The organism is Actinomadura sp. 3N508, from assembly GCF_044326375.1.
GTDB lineage: Bacteria > Actinomycetota > Actinomycetes > Streptosporangiales > Streptosporangiaceae > Spirillospora.
The window spans coordinates 96,529-111,411 of the sequence record NZ_JBIRAX010000010.1 but is presented as its reverse complement, the minus strand read 5'-3'; the positions used below and the strand labels follow the sequence as shown (position 1 = coordinate 111,411).

Here is a 14,883-nt window from a genome sequence, read left to right as displayed (position 1 = left end):
GTAGTTGGACTGTTCCAAGTAGACCAGCCCAGGGCGGTTCGCGGACGTTTCACATGAAACGCGGAGAAGCACGACGGCCCCCGCGCCCGGATGGACGCGGGGGCCGTTGACGTGGCCTTTCGGCGGACGTGCGCCGGGACGTGCGTCAGGCCTCGACGACGTCGACGTCGATCGTGGCGTTGACGTCGCTGTGCAGGCGCACGCTGACGCGGTGCGTGCCGATCGTCTTGATCGGGTTCCCGATCTCGATGCGGCGGCGGTCCAGGTCGGGACCGTTGGCGGCGCGGACCGCCTCGGCGATGTCGGCTGCCGTCACGGCGCCGAACAGGCGGCCGCCGCTGCCGGTGCGGGTGCGCAGCGTCACCCGCAGCGACTTGAGCTGCCCGGCGACCTCCTTGGCGTGCTCGACGGTCGCGATCTCGCGAGCCGAACGCGCCTTCTTGATCGACTCGATCTCCTTCTCGGCGCCCCGGGTCCACCTGATGGCGAACCCGCGGGGGACGAGGTAATTGCGGCCGTAGCCGTCGCGGACCTCGATGACGTCACCGGGCTCGCCGAGCCCGGAGACCTGCTGGGTCAGGATGAGCTTCATCGTTTTACCCCCTGCCTCAGCGCGCGGTGCTGGTGTACGGCAGCAGCGCCATCTCGCGGGCGTTCTTGATCGCCGTGGCGACGTCCCGCTGGTGCTGAGTGCAGTTGCCGGTCACCCGCCGGGCGCGGATCTTGCCGCGGTCGGAGATGAACTTCCGCAGCAGCCCGGTGTCCTTGTAGTCGACGTAGGAGATCTTCTCCTGGCAGAAAACGCAAACCTTCTTCTTTGGCTTGCGGGGAGGTGGCTTCGCCATCGTGGTGCTCCTTTGGGAGAGCCCCGCTCACGCGGGAATGGACGTTGTCATTGGTCTTGCTGGTCGTGCCCGGAGCGCGGCGCTGCGCTCCGGAGCCCGAAGGTCTGCTGTTCCGAAGGCCCTGACGTTCCGGTGTTCCGGTCGATCGGCTGATACGGCCGACCGGCCGGAACGAGCAGGCCGGGCGGCCTGCCGGAACGGTCCGAGCAGTTGGCGATCGGCGGTTAGAAGGGCGGGTCGTCGGAGTACCCGCCGCCGCCCCCGCCGCCACCGCCGCTGGTGGCCCAAGGGTCGTCGGCCGGGGCACCGCCCCCGCCCTGCTGGCCGCCGCCTCCGAAGCCGCCGCCACCCTGGCCGCCGCCTCCGAAACCGCCACCGCCACCCTGGCCGCCACCGCCGCCGCCACCGAAACCGCCGCCGCCGCTGCCGCCCTGCCGCTGGGTCTTGTTGACCTTTGCGGTGGCGTTGCGCAGCGACGGGCCGACCTCGTCGACCTCGATCTCGAAGACGGTGCGCTTCTCGCCCTCGCGGGTCTCGTAGGACCGCTGCTTGAGGCGGCCCTGCACGATCACCCGCATGCCACGCTGCAGGGTCTCGGCGCAGTTCTCGGCGGCCTGCCGCCAGACGTTGCAGGTCAGGAAGAGCGCCTCACCGTCCTTCCAGTCGCCCGCCTGGCGGTCGAAGAACCGCGGGGTCGAGGCGATGCGGAAGGATGCGACCGCCTGGCCGCTGGGGGTGAAGCGCAGGTTCGGGTCCTCGACGAGGTTCCCGACGATCGTGATTACGGTGTCGCCTGCCATGGGGCTCGCTCCGGCTGCTGTGAGGGCCTGGGGCCTGACGCGGGGCGCCTGGCTCAGTGGACCTCGGGACGGATGACCTTCGTACGGAGGATCGACTCGCTCAGGTTGAGCTGCCGGTCGAGCTCCTTGACCGTGGCAGGCTCGGCCGACAGGTCGATCACCGCGTAGATGCCTTCGGACTTCTTCTGGATGTCGTACGCCAGGCGCCGGCGGCCCCAGACGTCGACCTTCTCCACGCTGCCGCCGCCGTCCTTGACGACCTTCAGGAACGGGTCGAGCGCCGCGTTAGCGGTGCGCTCGTCAACGGCGGGGTCGAGAATGGCCATGAGTTCGTAACGACGCATGCTGTGTCCCTACCTCCTCTGGACTGGTGCGGTCACGGTCTCTCCGTGACAGGAGGGCTGTTGCGTCTCCCGCGGCTGCGCCGGAACCCGGATCGCCGGGCGCGCTCGCCGCGAGACCGATACAGGCTACCAACAGTCGGCAGCGTACGAGCCGGTTCCGGGAGCAGAACGCCAGCACAACGAAGGGATCACCCTCGCCGGGAGCCGGCGCGCACCGGGCGGCGCCATACGCGAGGCCGCCGGCGCGGACGGCCCACCCCCCCGCCGGGCCCGGCGGGGGACGCGGTGGTGGGCGTCAGCGTCTCACTCTCGGCTGAACGGGCTTGGCGCAGCGCCGCCGTTCCAGCTCCGCCATGATGTCGGCCATCCGGGCGCGCATGCGGGCGGTCTGGGTCGTCAGCACCGACAGCTCCTCCACGAGCTCCGCGTCACCGATGAGCCCCAACTCCGCTTTCGTCACGATGGTGCACCTCCTGCTCTCCCCCGCTTCCCCTCGGGGGCCGAATCGAGCCGGTGTTCTCGAATCCATGTTCGACCGTACCGCCTCCCGCCGACATTTTCCGCCCGCCTTCGCCGGTTGATCTCCGGCCGTGCCGGGAACCCCTATGGGCGTGGTCCGTCCGGTCCCGCGCGCACCACGTGCCCCCGCCGCGGGAGACCTGACCTGGAGGAGGATCCCGATGCCACAGGAGGCAGCAGGCGCGAAGCGGCAGACCGCGGGCACGCAGTCCGCCGCCGCCGCGCGGACCGAGCCCGAGTCGCACCGGCTCCAGGCTGTGCTCTCCGTCGCCGCCGTCACGATCGGACTCGCCGCCCTCGTCCTCGGCTGGATCCCGGCGACCCACTTCCCCGGGGCCCTCGCCGGGGTGATCGGCCTGCCGCTCGCCCTCTACTCCCAGATGATCTCCGCGACGACGAACGAACGCTGGCTGAACGTCATCGGCATGGTGGCCTCATTCATGGGCACCGCCTTCGCCCTGAGCAACGGCGGCTTCTCCCTCTAACGCACCAAGTCCCGGCAGTCCCAGGGTTCGGCAGTCCGGGGCCCGGCAGGTCCAGAGTTCGCCAGCCCCGGAGTTCGCCAGCCCTGGGGCCCGGCAGGTCCGAAGTTCGGCAGGTCCGGGTTCCGCGCCCGGGGTTCGCGCCCGGATTCGGGTCCGGGTTCCACCCCGGGTTCCGCGTCTGGGTTCCGCGCCCGGATTCGGGTCGGGGGATCGAGGTTCGGGGATCGAGGTTCGGGGATCGAGGTTCGGGGATCGAGGTTCGGGGATCGAGGTTCGGGGATCGAGGTTCGGGGATCGAGGTTCGGGGATCGAGGTTCGGGGATCGGGGTTCGGGATGTTTTTTCGGGTGTCGTAGGGCGGGGCTAGGCTCTGGGCATGCGCATCGGAGCCCACGTCGACCAGACCAATCCGCTCGATAACGCGCGCGCGATCGGCGCCGACGTCGTCCAGTTCTTCCTGGGCGATCCGCAGGGGTGGAAGAAGCCCGTCCTGCCGGAGGGTGTGGAGGCGCTGGCGGGCTCCGGGGTGGACGTCTACGTGCACGCTCCCTACACGATCAACGTGGCGACCTCCAACAACAGGATCCGCATCCCGAGCCGCAAGAACCTCACGCAGCAACTGGAGGCGGCGGCGTCGATCGGCGCGAAGGCGCTGATCGTGCACGGCGGCCACGTGCTCAAGGACGACGACCCCGAGCTGGGTTTCGAGAACTGGCGCAAGGTGTTCGAGAGGGTCGAGTGCCCGATTCCGGTCTATATCGAGAACACCGCGGGCGGCGACAACGCCATGGCGCGCAAGTTCGACCGGATCTCCAGGCTGTGGGAGGTGCTGTCCGGGCTTCCGGGGCTGGAGTCCAAGCTCGGTTTCTGCCTCGACACGTGCCACGCGCATGCCGCCGGGGAGGAACTCATCGACGCCGTCGACCGGATCAAGGCCATAACCGGCCGCATCGATCTGGTGCACTGCAACGACAGCCGCGACACTTTCGGCTCGGGTGCCGACCGGCACGCCAACCTGGGCAGCGGCACCATCGACACCGAACTGATCCTGGCCGTGGTCAAGGCCGCGGACGCACCGGTCGTGGTGGAAACACCGGCAGAAGGCCAGGCCGACGACATTTCCTGGCTGCGCTCAAAGCTCTGACGGCAGGGCGGCCGATCGCGGCGGAGACGGGGGTGGCATAGACGAGGTGTGCCGGATTCGCGGCGCGAAACGTCGAGGACGCGGCCGGACAGGGGAACCCGACGGCCGGGATCGGCATCTAAAACCGCGAAAGTCCGGCATCACGACAGGCTCCGAAGGTCACACACTGGCATAATTCGGAACTCAGCCCTCAGCGCACGCGCGTACCTTCCGGCGGCGGGCGCGCGAACCGATCGGGAACCACATGTCTCAGCCCCCTTACGACCCCTACGGTTACGGATCGCACGACCCGTACGCCCAGCAGTACCAGCAGCAGCAGCCCGCGTCCGTCCAGCACCACTACTACGGAGGGTCGCCCGTACCGGTCGCCCGGCCCACCAACGGGATGGCCACCGCGTCGATGGTCTGCGGTCTCATCGGCTTCTTCGCGTGCGGCCTGACGTCCGTTCTCGCGATCATTTTCGGCCACGTCGCCCAGAGCCAGATGAAGCGGACGGGCGAGGGCGGCCACGGAATGGCTGTCGCCGGGCTCATCCTCGGCTACATCGTCTCGGTCGGCTGGCTCATCTTCTGGATCTTCTACATCGGCCTGTGGGCGGCGCTCGTGGGGACCGGCAGCACGACAACCTACTGACGCCCGTCCAGGCGAGACGACGCTCTCGCCAAGGCCGGACGGGGGTTTCGCCAAGGCCGCGACAGCATCGAGCCGGTCCGGTAGGCGTCTTGCCAGTCCGGACGCGCGTTCAACCAGTTCGGACGCGTGTCCTGCCGGTTTGGACGGGCTGCTCCAGCCCAACGGGGATGATCTATCAGGCCAGGCGGGGGACGCCTGCCACTTCCACACCCACGCTCGACATCAGCACGGTCATGGGGGTGGGGGTGTCCCGCCAGGCCTTCACCACCCTGGCGAACATGTCCAGGACGGCGCGAAACGCCGGCTGGTCGGCGTCGGCCAGTTCGGCCCACGACTCGTACAGCACCATGTAGCCGTGCTTCACGGGGGTCCACGAAAGATCGGCCAGGGAGTCGCCGAGCGCGTCCCAGTCGGCGGCTGGCCCTTCGGGCAGCTCGAAGACCTCGGCGCACAGCCACAAGAACGAGGCGCTGTCGCGGGCTCGGCGGCCGTCGAGATGGAATCCGCGCCAGCCGGCCTCCGCGGCGCGCTCGACCCAGCTCGTGTCGCCGATCGCGGACGGCACCGGGGGCGTCCGCCACTGGTAGACGCCCGGCTCCATGCGTCCCGCGAGCAGCTCTGTCAGTGCTTGGTTCGCGTCCACGTCCTCTCCTGGGAGTTCCTGCGTCCCGCGTGCGCGGGACCGGGGCGACCCGCCCCGCCGGCCGCGATCATCCCCGGGCAGCGCCCTTGAAACCCCCCGATATGGGCAGATTTCCGCCACGACGTCCCGACGCTCGGGCAGGCCGTGGCCGGGCGCCGTGCGCGTCCGAGATCGTCGCACAGCGTCCGCCGCCGGACGTTCATCGACGCGCTGACCTGCGTCGATCGAGATAGCACCCGGGCCACGCTTGACGGTCTTCACCCATGTCTTCTATTCTCTCGAAATAGGAGAGACTCATCTAACGAGCTACTCTCCAAGCGAGGCAGTTGCCCGATTCCGAAAGGAAGACAGAGATGAACGCCACGCCCACGACCGCCACGACCGCCACGACCGCCGATGAGAGCGATGCCCTGACCCGCGTCCAGGCCCACTACCGCAACGTCAAGAAGCTCGGCCACTGGACGGCCGACCGCCGATTCGAGGTGCGCGCCCGCCGCGGCTCGGTCGTCCTCGACCTGCGCTCGCCGCAGATCCCGGACGGCGACATCGACGTCGAGGTCGACCTCGACCATGCGATGGTCAAGCTGCTCGTCCCACAGGACGCCCGGATCGACCACTGGGACCTGCGCTACCCTGGCCGCGGCCGGGTCAAGGACTGGACCGGCGAAGACGGCGAAGGCCGTCGCGTCCGAATCACCGGCGAGATCCGGCACGGTGAGATCCGCGTCCACCGGGGCGGCATCGCGACCCTCTCGGCGATGTTCTCCCGCGAGTTCGTCCAGGACGCCCGCCGTGCCCGCCGCGAAGGCACCGAACCCACGATCGCAGACCCCGCCCGCAGCGCCTGACCGAGCCGCAGGCCGTCCCGTCGGTGAACCGCGCGGGGGATCGGCCTCCGGGACGCCGACCTCGCGGGCAGGTTTCACGGGAAACGAAGCGCACACCTTGGCTCCCACCCCGCCCGGCAGGATCCATACGGTGACGGGGTTGAGTCTCTAGTCACTGGAGCCCTCATGGTGGACGGCATGGACGGCGAAACCCTGTACACGATCGGGGAACTGGCGCGCCGCACCGGCCTTCCGGTGCGGACGATCCGGTTCTACTCCGACGCGGGCGTGGTGCCGCCGTCCGGCCGTACCGCGGCCGGCTACCGGCTGTACGACACGGCGGCCGCCGCGCGCCTCGACCTGGTGCGGACGCTGCGCGACCTCGGCATCGACCTCGGCACGGTCCGGCGGCTGCTGGACCGCGAGATCGGCGTCGGGGACGTCGCGGCGGCGCACGCGGAGGCGCTGGACGTGCAGATCCGGACGCTCCGGCTGCGCCGGGCCGTGCTGCGGGCGGTCGCGAAACGCGGATCCACTCCAGAGGAGATCGAACTCATGCACAAGCTCGCCCGGCTGTCCGACGAGGAACGGCGCCGGATCATCACCGACTTCATCGACGAGTCGTTCGCCGGGCTCGACCTCAACCCCGACTTCGCGGCGAAGATGCGGTCCGCCCTGCCGGAACTGCCCGACGACCCCGAGCCCGAGCAGGTCGACGCGTGGGTGGAGCTCGCCGAGCTGGTCGGCGACCCCGGCTTCCGCGCGTCGGTGCGGCGGATGGCCGAGGCCCAGGCGGCCGACATCTCTGGTGGCTCGTACCCGGACGACCCGGCGCGGCTCGCCGAGCTGACGCGGGAGAAGGTCGAACGGGCCATCGCGGACGGCGTCGCACCGGATTCGGACGCGGCCCGTCCCGTCGTGGACGAGCTGGCGGGCGCCTACGCCGACGCGTCCGGGGTCGCCGACGACGCCGAGTTCAGGCGCGACCTGCTGGCGCGCATGGAGATCGGCACCGACCGCCGTGCCGAGCGGTACTGGCAGCTGCTCGCGACGATCAACGGCTGGCCCGTCGCGCCTACGCTGACACCGCTGTTCGAGTGGTTCATCGAGGCCCTGCGCCACCAGAACGGCCAGGACGGCTAGGACGTCTACAACGGCTAGACCAGCCAGGACGGCTAGGACGGGACCGGGACGCTGGTGTGGCGGGCGCCGCGCCAGCGTCCCACCGAGATCAGGTCCGGTGCGCCGTCGAGGACACCGCCCGCCGGGTCGTCCACGCCGTCCGCGCGCACCAGGTCCCCGGACGGGCGCAGGATGTCCCACACCACCAGCGCCGCCAGTGCCAGCACGGTCACGAACCGCGCGAGCAGCGCCAGGTGGTAGACGTCCTCGCTGATCCCGGCCGCCGGAGCGTCGAAGCTGAGCACCGCCGACATCGTGTCGGAGAGGTCCGCGCCCGGCGTCTGCGCGGACACCGACAGCAGGTACCACCAGATGCCGAAGAAGTAGGCGATCTCGCCGGCCTGCCAGACCACGAACGCGGGGATCTTCGGACGCGCCAGCACGGCGAGCGGCAGCAGCCACAGCACGTACTGCGGCGACCAGACCTTGTTCGGCAGCATGAACGCGACCAGGACGAGGAACATCAGCTGCGGCAGGCGCGGGCGGCGCGGCGCCGTGAACGCGAGGACCGCGATGCAGGCGGCGAGGGCGAGGAACGTCCCCGTGCCGAGGAGGTTGAGGGTGCCGGTGTCGGACGTCGCCTTCTCCAGCCCGTGGTCCTGGAGGTAGAAGAAGATCGAGCCCCAGTCGACGCCGCGTTTCTGGCTGAAGGTGTAGAACTCCTTCCAGCCGTCCCACGCGAAGAGCATCACGGGCAGGTTGACCAGCAGCCATGCGCCCGTGGCTCCGGCGAGCACGCGTCCCAGCGCGCGCCATTGCCCGGCGCGGACGCACAGCAGCACCAGCGGGCCGAGCAGGAGCAGCGGGTAGAACTTCGCGGCGATCGCGAGGCCGAGCATCGTTCCCGCGAGGGCCGGGCGGCGCGCGGACCACGCGGCGAGGGCCAGCGCGGTGAGCGCGACCGCCAGCAGGTCCCAGTTGATGTACGCGGTGAGCAGCAGGGCCGGGGACAGCGCCACCATCAGGCCGGTCCGCAGCGAGCGCCGTCCGGCCGCGTACGCGGTGGCGAGGACGGCGACGACCGCGAGGACGGCGAGGAGCAGCACGGTGACGTTGTAGAAGGCCATCCCGCGCCCGTCCAGGCCGAACGGCTTCACGAGCCACGCGGCGAGCTGCATGAAGCCGCCGCTCAGCACCGGGTATTCGACGTACTTGATGTCGGAGCCGGTGAACGTGTCGAAGTACGGGAGCTTGCCGTCATTCAGTCCGCGCACGTAGTAGAGCGGATAGATGTCGGTGTAGCAGGCGTTCGTCGTCGTCTTGATGAAGTCGAAGTTCGCCGACGCGCACGGCCGCTTCTGCAGCCAGCCGAGCAGGCACACGAAGGCGGTGAGGCCGGTGAGAACGGGAGCGAGCCGCGCCAGCCGCCCGGGTGGGCCACCCGACCCGCCCGAGCCGCCCGAGCCGCGGCCGCCGGGGCCGTCCGCCTCGTCGTAGCCGGTTCCGGCGGCGGGCATCCCGAGCCCTTCAGAAGACGACGCCATGGAGAGCAGACTATTGGTCATCGCGCCCGTCCGCGCCCGTCCGCGCCCGCCCGCGCATCCACGCGACCACGCGTCCGCCAGCCCACCCGACGCGCGAACCCAGGACATGCGACGGCCCGGATGGTCAGCTCGGCCTCCCACCCGCGCCCGTCCACGCGTCCACCAGTCCACCCGACCCGCGAACCCAGGACGCGGGACGGCCCGGATGGTCATCACGCCCGCCCGCCCGCGCCCGCACGCCACCAACCCACCCGACGCACGAACCCAGGACATGGGACGGCCCGGAGCCGTTGCGGGCTCCGGGCCGTTCCGTCCGTTCACTAGCGAGAGGCCGGGCAGCCCTCGCCTGACCGCGCGCTAGTTGGCGCCCGGCTCAGTCGGTTCCTCCCGCCGGCAGGCGGGATGGTTCCTGTTCTCCGGCTTCTCGCACCACCAGCTCTTGTCCCCTTCCGGCGGAAGGTTCGGGTTGCAGCCGAGCGGCAGGTTGTACTCGTTACAGGGCACCCCGCCCGGAGGCGGCGTCGTCGGGAACGACGGGCCCGAGGTCGGCGGCTGGCAGCCCGGCGTCGGCTGGCCCGGCTCGCAGGTGGGCCGGTCCGACGGGGACGGCGACGCGGTCGTCGTCGGGGCGGGCTTCGGCTTCGCCCACGGGGCGACCTCGCCGCCGTTGACCGGCGGCGGGAACTGCGCGATCTCCTTGCCGTCCAGCGCCTTAGTCATGAAGCGCTTGAACAGGTCGGCCGGGACCGTACCACCGTAGACCTGGCTGTAGTTGCCGACGCCGATCAGCGACTTGCGGGTCCCCTTCTTGTCCTGCCGCCACATCGCCGCCGAAGTCACCAGCTGTGGCGTGTAGCCGACGAACCACGCGGACTTGTTCTCGTCCGTCGTACCGGTCTTGCCCGCCACCGGACGGGCGCCGAGGCTCGCGCGCTTACCGGTACCGGACGTGACGACCGCCTGCATCGCCGAAGTCGCGTCGGCGGCGACGCCCTCGGAGAACACCGTCGTGGGCTTCTCCCAGGGCAGCTTCTCCAGCACGTCGCCGTTCTTGTTCGTGACCGGGTGGCCCGTGTTGGTGGTGATCTTGGAGATGACGTGCGCGGGCCGGTGCTTGCCCCCGGCGGCGAACGTCGAGTACACCGACGCCATCGTGACGGGGGTCGTGTCGATGACGCCGAGCGGCAGCGAGGTGTACGTCGGGTCCATGCCCTTGGTGGTCGCCGGGACGCCCATCTTCTTGGCCATCTCGATGACGTTGGTCAGCTGCACCTTCTGCCCCAGCTCGACGTACGACGTGTTGATCGACATCGCCGTCATCTGCTTGAGGTTGTAGACGCCGTTCTCCGACCTGCTGTCGTTGGTGAACGTCGCGCCGTTGATGGTGCGCTTGTAGCTGCCGTCCATCGTCGTCTGCAGGCTGATGCCCTGGTCGAGCGCGGTGGCCAGCACGATCGGCTTGAACGACGACCCGGGCTGGACCCTGCCCTGGAAGGAGTTGTCGAACTGCTGCTGGCGGTAGGCCGGACCGCCGTAGGCGGCGACCACCCCGCCGTTCTTCGGGTCGACGGCGGCGAGCCCGAACTGGATGTCGCTGCCGAGCCCGTTCTCCTTCTTGATCTGCTTGACGACCTTGTTCGTGTAGTCCTGCAGCTGCCGGTTGAACGTCGTCTTGATCCGCAGGCCGCCGGTCTCCAGCATCTGCTCGTCGATGCCGAGCATCTTCAGCTCCGCGAGGACGCGGTCCTGGAGGTAGCCGGTGTTCTCGTCGTCCGGGACGTCGCTCCAGTTCTCCTGCGTCTGCGGGAACTGCGCCGAGGCGCGCTTGGTCTGGTCGAGCCAGCCCTCCTCGACCATGCCGTCGAGAACGTAGTTCCAGCGGTCGATCAGCGCCTTCTTGGCCGGGTTGGACGCCGGGCCGTAGGTCGCGAAGTATCCCGGACGCTGGATCAGCGCGGCGAGCATCGCCGCCTGGGACTCGTCGATCTCGGTGACGGGCTTGTGGAAGTAGGCGCGGGACGCGGCCTGGATGCCGTAGGAGCGGCGCCCGAACGCGACGGTGTTGACATACAGCTCCAGGATCCGCTTCTTGTCCATCTCCTTGCCGAGACGGATCGAGATGAGGATCTCCTTGAGCTTGCGGCTGACCGTCCGGTCCTGGCTGAGGCCGGCGTAGTAGTTCCGCGCCATCTGCTGCGTGATCGTCGAGGCGCCGGCGACCTCGCCACCGGCGACCGCCCGGTACATCGCGCCCGCGATGCCCGTCGGGGAGATGCCCGGCTCGTGCCAGAAGTTGCGGTCCTCCGCGGCGAGGATCGCGTTCTGGACGTGCTTCGGAACCTTGTCGAGCGGGATGTCCTCGCGGTGGGTGCCGATCCGGGCGAGCGGCTTGCCGTCCGCGAACGTGATCAGCGACTCCTGCCGGAGCGCGGCCTGCTGCTTCGCCGTCGGGATCGGAGTGTTCATGTACGCGACGATGACGAGCGTGGCCATGCCGAGGATCAGCACGCTGACGACGGCGGTCGTGACCTTCCAGGACGGGACGTACCGCCGCCAGCCGGTCTTCTCCGGTTCGGTGCCGTCGCCGTCGCCGCCCTGGCGCTTGCCGCGGCCTTTCCAGAAGGCGCCGATGCCGACGCCCTCGCGCCGGCCGCCGGAGCCGCCGGCGTCGCCCCAGAAGCTGTCGTCTCCGCCGTCCCCGGGGCCGCCGCGCCGGCCGTAGCCGCCGCCTCCGCCAGGACCGCCAGGACCGCCCGGCCCACCGGGGCCGCCCGGCCCGCCTGGGCCGCGTCCGCCGGGACCGCCGCGTCCACCCGGGGCGCCCGGACCTGCCGCGCCGCCCGCGCCACCGGCCGCCCGGCCGGGACGGCCGCCCGGACCCGAACGCATCGATGAGGGCGTACCGCGGCGGCGACCACCGCCGCCTCCGCCTCCGCCGCCTATCCTCGCGGGCCCGCCGCTCCGCCCGCTCGACCTGCCGCCGGGGCGCGGCACCCGGCCGGGGGTGCCGGACGATCCACCGCGCGGCGCACCGGGGGGCGGGCCGGAGCCGCCGGAGCGGGGGGTCGCCCTCCGGTCGGGGCCATCTCCGAATTCCGGTCCGTATGGGCTTCGGTTACTCACGCGACCTCATCAAACTGGGGTACGGCTGTGCGTCGTCAGAGAGTACTGCGCCCCCGGAGCCGCGGGGGCCGAGGCGCAAAGCCTCGCCTCCCCCCGAGCATCCGGACGCGCTCGGTCACGCCCCCTGGCGTGCGGTGACTCGGGAACATGCTTCACGTCACATCACCGCCTCCATGGAACGGTTCGGACGGGACGGCCCACCGGTTCATTCCGGTGGCCTCGACACTGGGTACAGCGGTGCGAGGCTCGCCGAGTTCGGCTGGTTGAGCCCGCCGCCTCCCCGGATCCGGCAGGCCGGGTGGCCCTGGTGCATGTTGCACCACCAGTCCGGCGGCGGGAAGCTCGGCGGCCGGTCCGGGTTGCAGTTGGGGTCGGGGATCGGCGACTGGCAGGGCGGCTTGTTGCCCCCGCCGTTGCCGTTACCGCCGCCGTTCCCGTTGCCGTTGCCCTGGCAGCGCGGGTCGTGCTGGAAGATCGGGTTGTTGCACCACGGCGGCCGGTCGTCCTTCTTCTCCGGCGGCTTCGCCCACTGCTGGATGATCCCGCCCCACACCGGCGGCGGGAACTGCTTGGCCTCCACACCGCGCAGCGCGTTCCGCATGTAGGACTGCCAGATGCGGGCGGGGATCGTACCGCCCTCGACCTCGCCGATCCCCGGCAGGATCACCGACTTCTTCTTCTTGTCCGGCCCCACCGAATCGTTGTAGAGCGTCACCGCGGTCGACACCTGCGGCACGTAGCCGACGAACCACGACGAGACGTTCCGGTCGGTCGTACCGGTCTTGCCGGCCGCCTGGCGCCCGTCCGGCAGCCGCGCCGCCGTCGCCGTGCCGCTCAGGACGACCTGCCGCATCGCGTAGGTGGCGTCCGCCGCGACCTTCGAGGAGAACACGCGGCGCTTCTCGTACTTCGGCTTCAGCCGCACCGTCTTGTTGTCGGTCGCCCTGACCAGGCGGATCACGTGCGGCTGGTGGTACACGCCGCCGTTGGCGAACACCGCGTACCCGGCGGCCTGCTCGATCGGCCGGATGTTGTTGACGCCCAGCGCCAGGTTCAGGCAGCAGTCGTGCGGTTTCAGCAGGTCGCGTGCGATGCCGGCGTCCGTCTCGGTCTCGATGACCTCCTCGATGCCGACCTTGCCCATCAGCTGGAGGAACGCCGTGTTCACCGACTCCTCCGTCGCCGTGACGAGGTTGACCGCCGGCGGCGTCCGATGGGAGTTCGGGACCATCACCGCGCTGGGATCGTTCCGCGACACGACGTTGCCCTCACCGTTGAGCGGGATCTTCGACCGGCCCTCCACCATGCTCTTCAGGCTGTAGTTCTGCTTCAGCGCCGTCGCCAGCACGTACGGCTTCATCGCCGACCCCGCCTGCGCCGACCCCTGCCAGACGTTGTCGAACGCCTGGTCCAGGTAGCTGGGCCCGCCGTAGAACGCGATGACCTCACCGTTCGCGGAGTTCACCGACACCAGCCCGACGCGGATCTTCTTCTTCGCCAGCTTCTTCGGGTCCACCTGCGGGACGGTCTTCTCGGCCGCCTCCTTGGCCATCGCCATCCGCTTGCGGTCGAACGTCGTGTAGACGCGCAGGCCCTTGGTGGTCAGCTCCTTGTCGTCGATCCCGAGCCGTGCCAGCTCCTTCTTGGCGCGCATCAGCATGTAGCCGCGCTGACCGCCGTAGAGCTGGTTGCCCGTGCCCGCCTCTTTGATCTTGGGCAGCTGCTGCTTGTACTTGTCGGCGTCGGCCTGGGTGAGCTTGCCCATCTTGACCATGCCGTCGAGCGTGTAGTGGTACCGCGCCGTCACCCAGGCCCGGTTGGCCTCCTCGCCCGGGTCACGGTTCGGGTTCTGGATGATGCCGCCGAGGAACGCCGCCTGGTCGGGCTTGAGCTTCCACACGTCCGTCCCGAAGTACTCGCGGGACGCCGCCTGGATGCCGTAGGTGTCGCGGCCCATGTAGATGGTGTTCAGGTACAGCTTGAGGATCTCGTCCTTGGTGTGCTTGTCCTCGAGCTTCAGCGAGATGAACAGCTCCTTGAACTTCCGGTTCATCGTCCGGTTGTTCGGGTCGGAGTAGTAGTTCTTCGCCAGCTGCTGCGTGATCGTGGACCCGCCGCCCGACCCGCCGGTCAGGTTCTTCCACACCGCGCGCGTCGTGCCCTTGACCGAGAACCCGGGGTCGGTGCGGAAGCTGCGGTTCTCCGCCGCGAGCACCGCGTCCTGGACGGTCGGCGGCACCTTGGCCAGCTCGACGCTCTGCCGCTTCTTGCCGATGCGGCCGATCTCGGTGCCGTCGGTGTAGTAGAAGATCGACGCCTGGTCCTCGACGCCCGCCACGGTCGGCTCCGCGGGCGTCGGCGTGTTCGCGTACGCGACCCAGATCAGCGTGATGAACGCGGCGAACCCGAGGCCGCAGACACCTGCCACGACCTTCCAGGACGGGATGTACTTGCGCCACCCCTCCCCGCGCGACCGCAGGTGATCGATAAAGCTCTGCTTGCCCGAGCCGGGCGGCCGTCCGGGGCCACCGGGACCACCAGGTCCTCCCGGCCCGCCTGGACCGCCGGGGCCACCTGGACGTCCGGGGCCGCCTGGCCCTGCGGGGCCGCCCGAGCGGTGGGCCGCGCGCGTCCCGCCGCCGCGGAACCTCCCGGCGACCTTGGACCCGAGGTCCTGCCCGAGCTTCCCGATCCCGCCGAGCTTGTCCCGGACGCCGTTGCCAGCCGTCCCGAACCCGGCCATCCCGGCACCGGCACCGGCCGCACCTGCCGCGTGCCTGCCTCCGGTGCCCGGCCGAGGCGCACCGCCCATACCAAACGAGTTAGGCGTACGAGGCCCACCAGGGGCCCCAGG

General features: G+C 70.1%; 14 protein-coding genes. 5 read left to right on the top strand and 9 right to left on the bottom strand.

Features of this window, described 5'->3' with window-relative positions:
• Positions 1-145: 145 nt before the first annotated feature.
• The 5 genes from rplI to ACH34S_RS30720 all read right to left on the bottom strand — a co-directional run bounded on the left by rplI (position 146) and on the right by ACH34S_RS30720 (position 2,449).
• Positions 146-592, bottom strand: coding sequence for a 50S ribosomal protein L9 (gene rplI, locus ACH34S_RS30740; protein ID WP_395956335.1), 447 nt, complete (start codon positions 590-592; stop codon positions 146-148).
• A gap of 16 nt (positions 593-608) precedes the next feature.
• Positions 609-845 carry a 30S ribosomal protein S18 gene (rpsR, locus tag ACH34S_RS30735; protein ID WP_019631633.1) on the bottom strand — a complete coding sequence of 79 codons (237 nt, stop codon included), beginning with the start codon at positions 843-845 and terminating at the stop codon, positions 609-611.
• Between the two features lie 224 nt (positions 846-1,069).
• Positions 1,070-1,645 (bottom strand): single-stranded DNA-binding protein, encoded by a 576-nt coding sequence (locus ACH34S_RS30730; RefSeq protein ID WP_395956334.1) that lies wholly within the window; start codon positions 1,643-1,645, stop codon positions 1,070-1,072.
• A 53-nt stretch (positions 1,646-1,698) separates the two neighbouring features.
• Entirely contained in the window at positions 1,699-1,989 is a 291-nt protein-coding gene (gene rpsF, locus ACH34S_RS30725) for a 30S ribosomal protein S6 (protein ID WP_132177587.1), read from the bottom strand.
• Between the two features lie 295 nt (positions 1,990-2,284).
• The gene (locus ACH34S_RS30720; RefSeq protein WP_395956333.1) at positions 2,285-2,449 is read right to left on the bottom strand and encodes a hypothetical protein; all 165 of its coding nucleotides are present in this window, start codon (positions 2,447-2,449) and stop codon (positions 2,285-2,287) included.
• A 220-nt stretch (positions 2,450-2,669) separates the two neighbouring features.
• Here ACH34S_RS30720 and ACH34S_RS30715 point away from each other — a divergent pair, with 220 nt between their 5' ends.
• From ACH34S_RS30715 to ACH34S_RS30705, 3 genes are all read left to right on the top strand, one after another.
• Complete coding sequence (locus ACH34S_RS30715; RefSeq protein ID WP_395956332.1) at positions 2,670-2,993, top strand: hypothetical protein; 324 nt, start codon at positions 2,670-2,672, stop codon at positions 2,991-2,993.
• A 375-nt stretch (positions 2,994-3,368) separates the two neighbouring features.
• Positions 3,369-4,136, top strand: coding sequence for a deoxyribonuclease IV (locus ACH34S_RS30710; RefSeq protein WP_395956331.1), 768 nt, complete (start codon positions 3,369-3,371; stop codon positions 4,134-4,136).
• A gap of 244 nt (positions 4,137-4,380) precedes the next feature.
• On the top strand, positions 4,381-4,770 hold the full coding sequence (locus tag ACH34S_RS30705) for a DUF4190 domain-containing protein (RefSeq protein WP_395956330.1): 390 nt from the start codon (positions 4,381-4,383) through the stop codon (positions 4,768-4,770).
• A 175-nt stretch (positions 4,771-4,945) separates the two neighbouring features.
• Here the strand turns inward: ACH34S_RS30705 and ACH34S_RS30700 are convergent, their stop codons facing one another.
• Positions 4,946-5,413, bottom strand: coding sequence for a barstar family protein (locus tag ACH34S_RS30700; protein ID WP_395956329.1), 468 nt, complete (start codon positions 5,411-5,413; stop codon positions 4,946-4,948).
• Between the two features lie 353 nt (positions 5,414-5,766).
• Here ACH34S_RS30700 and ACH34S_RS30695 point away from each other — a divergent pair, with 353 nt between their 5' ends.
• Positions 5,767-6,261, top strand: a complete 495-nt coding sequence (locus ACH34S_RS30695) for a hypothetical protein (RefSeq protein ID WP_395956328.1) — start codon at positions 5,767-5,769, stop codon at positions 6,259-6,261.
• Positions 6,262-6,438: 177 nt separating this feature from the next.
• Entirely contained in the window at positions 6,439-7,383 is a 945-nt protein-coding gene (locus ACH34S_RS30690; RefSeq protein ID WP_395956327.1) for a MerR family transcriptional regulator, read from the top strand.
• A 32-nt stretch (positions 7,384-7,415) separates the two neighbouring features.
• Here ACH34S_RS30690 and ACH34S_RS30685 read toward each other — a convergent pair whose 3' ends face one another.
• The 3 genes from ACH34S_RS30685 to ACH34S_RS30675 all read right to left on the bottom strand — a co-directional run bounded on the left by ACH34S_RS30685 (position 7,416) and on the right by ACH34S_RS30675 (position 14,841).
• Positions 7,416-8,906 (bottom strand): glycosyltransferase family 87 protein, encoded by a 1,491-nt coding sequence (locus ACH34S_RS30685; RefSeq protein WP_395956326.1) that lies wholly within the window; start codon positions 8,904-8,906, stop codon positions 7,416-7,418.
• 357 nt (positions 8,907-9,263) lie between these two features.
• The gene (locus tag ACH34S_RS30680; RefSeq protein WP_395956325.1) at positions 9,264-11,795 is read right to left on the bottom strand and encodes a transglycosylase domain-containing protein; all 2,532 of its coding nucleotides are present in this window, start codon (positions 11,793-11,795) and stop codon (positions 9,264-9,266) included.
• A gap of 439 nt (positions 11,796-12,234) precedes the next feature.
• Positions 12,235-14,841 (bottom strand): transglycosylase domain-containing protein, encoded by a 2,607-nt coding sequence (locus tag ACH34S_RS30675; protein WP_395956324.1) that lies wholly within the window; start codon positions 14,839-14,841, stop codon positions 12,235-12,237.
• Between the last annotated feature and the right edge of the window lie 42 nt (positions 14,842-14,883).

What these genes read in the sequence shown, in the direction of transcription:
- rplI (WP_395956335.1), bottom strand. Translation starts at nt 592, where the DNA reads ATGAAGCTCATCCTGACCCAGCAGGTCTCCGGGCTCGGCGAGCCCGGT.
- rpsR (WP_019631633.1), bottom strand. Translation starts at nt 845, where the DNA reads ATGGCGAAGCCACCTCCCCGCAAGCCAAAGAAGAAGGTTTGCGTTTTC.
- ACH34S_RS30730 (WP_395956334.1), bottom strand. Translation starts at nt 1,645, where the DNA reads ATGGCAGGCGACACCGTAATCACGATCGTCGGGAACCTCGTCGAGGAC.
- rpsF (WP_132177587.1), bottom strand. Translation starts at nt 1,989, where the DNA reads ATGCGTCGTTACGAACTCATGGCCATTCTCGACCCCGCCGTTGACGAG.
- ACH34S_RS30715 (WP_395956332.1), top strand. Translation starts at nt 2,670, where the DNA reads ATGCCACAGGAGGCAGCAGGCGCGAAGCGGCAGACCGCGGGCACGCAG.
- ACH34S_RS30710 (WP_395956331.1), top strand. Translation starts at nt 3,369, where the DNA reads ATGCGCATCGGAGCCCACGTCGACCAGACCAATCCGCTCGATAACGCG.
- ACH34S_RS30705 (WP_395956330.1), top strand. Translation starts at nt 4,381, where the DNA reads ATGTCTCAGCCCCCTTACGACCCCTACGGTTACGGATCGCACGACCCG.
- ACH34S_RS30695 (WP_395956328.1), top strand. Translation starts at nt 5,767, where the DNA reads ATGAACGCCACGCCCACGACCGCCACGACCGCCACGACCGCCGATGAG.
- ACH34S_RS30690 (WP_395956327.1), top strand. Translation starts at nt 6,439, where the DNA reads ATGGACGGCGAAACCCTGTACACGATCGGGGAACTGGCGCGCCGCACC.
- ACH34S_RS30685 (WP_395956326.1), bottom strand. Translation starts at nt 8,906, where the DNA reads ATGGCGTCGTCTTCTGAAGGGCTCGGGATGCCCGCCGCCGGAACCGGC.
- ACH34S_RS30680 (WP_395956325.1), bottom strand. Translation starts at nt 11,795, where the DNA reads ATGCGTTCGGGTCCGGGCGGCCGTCCCGGCCGGGCGGCCGGTGGCGCG.
- ACH34S_RS30675 (WP_395956324.1), bottom strand. Translation starts at nt 14,841, where the DNA reads ATGGGCGGTGCGCCTCGGCCGGGCACCGGAGGCAGGCACGCGGCAGGT.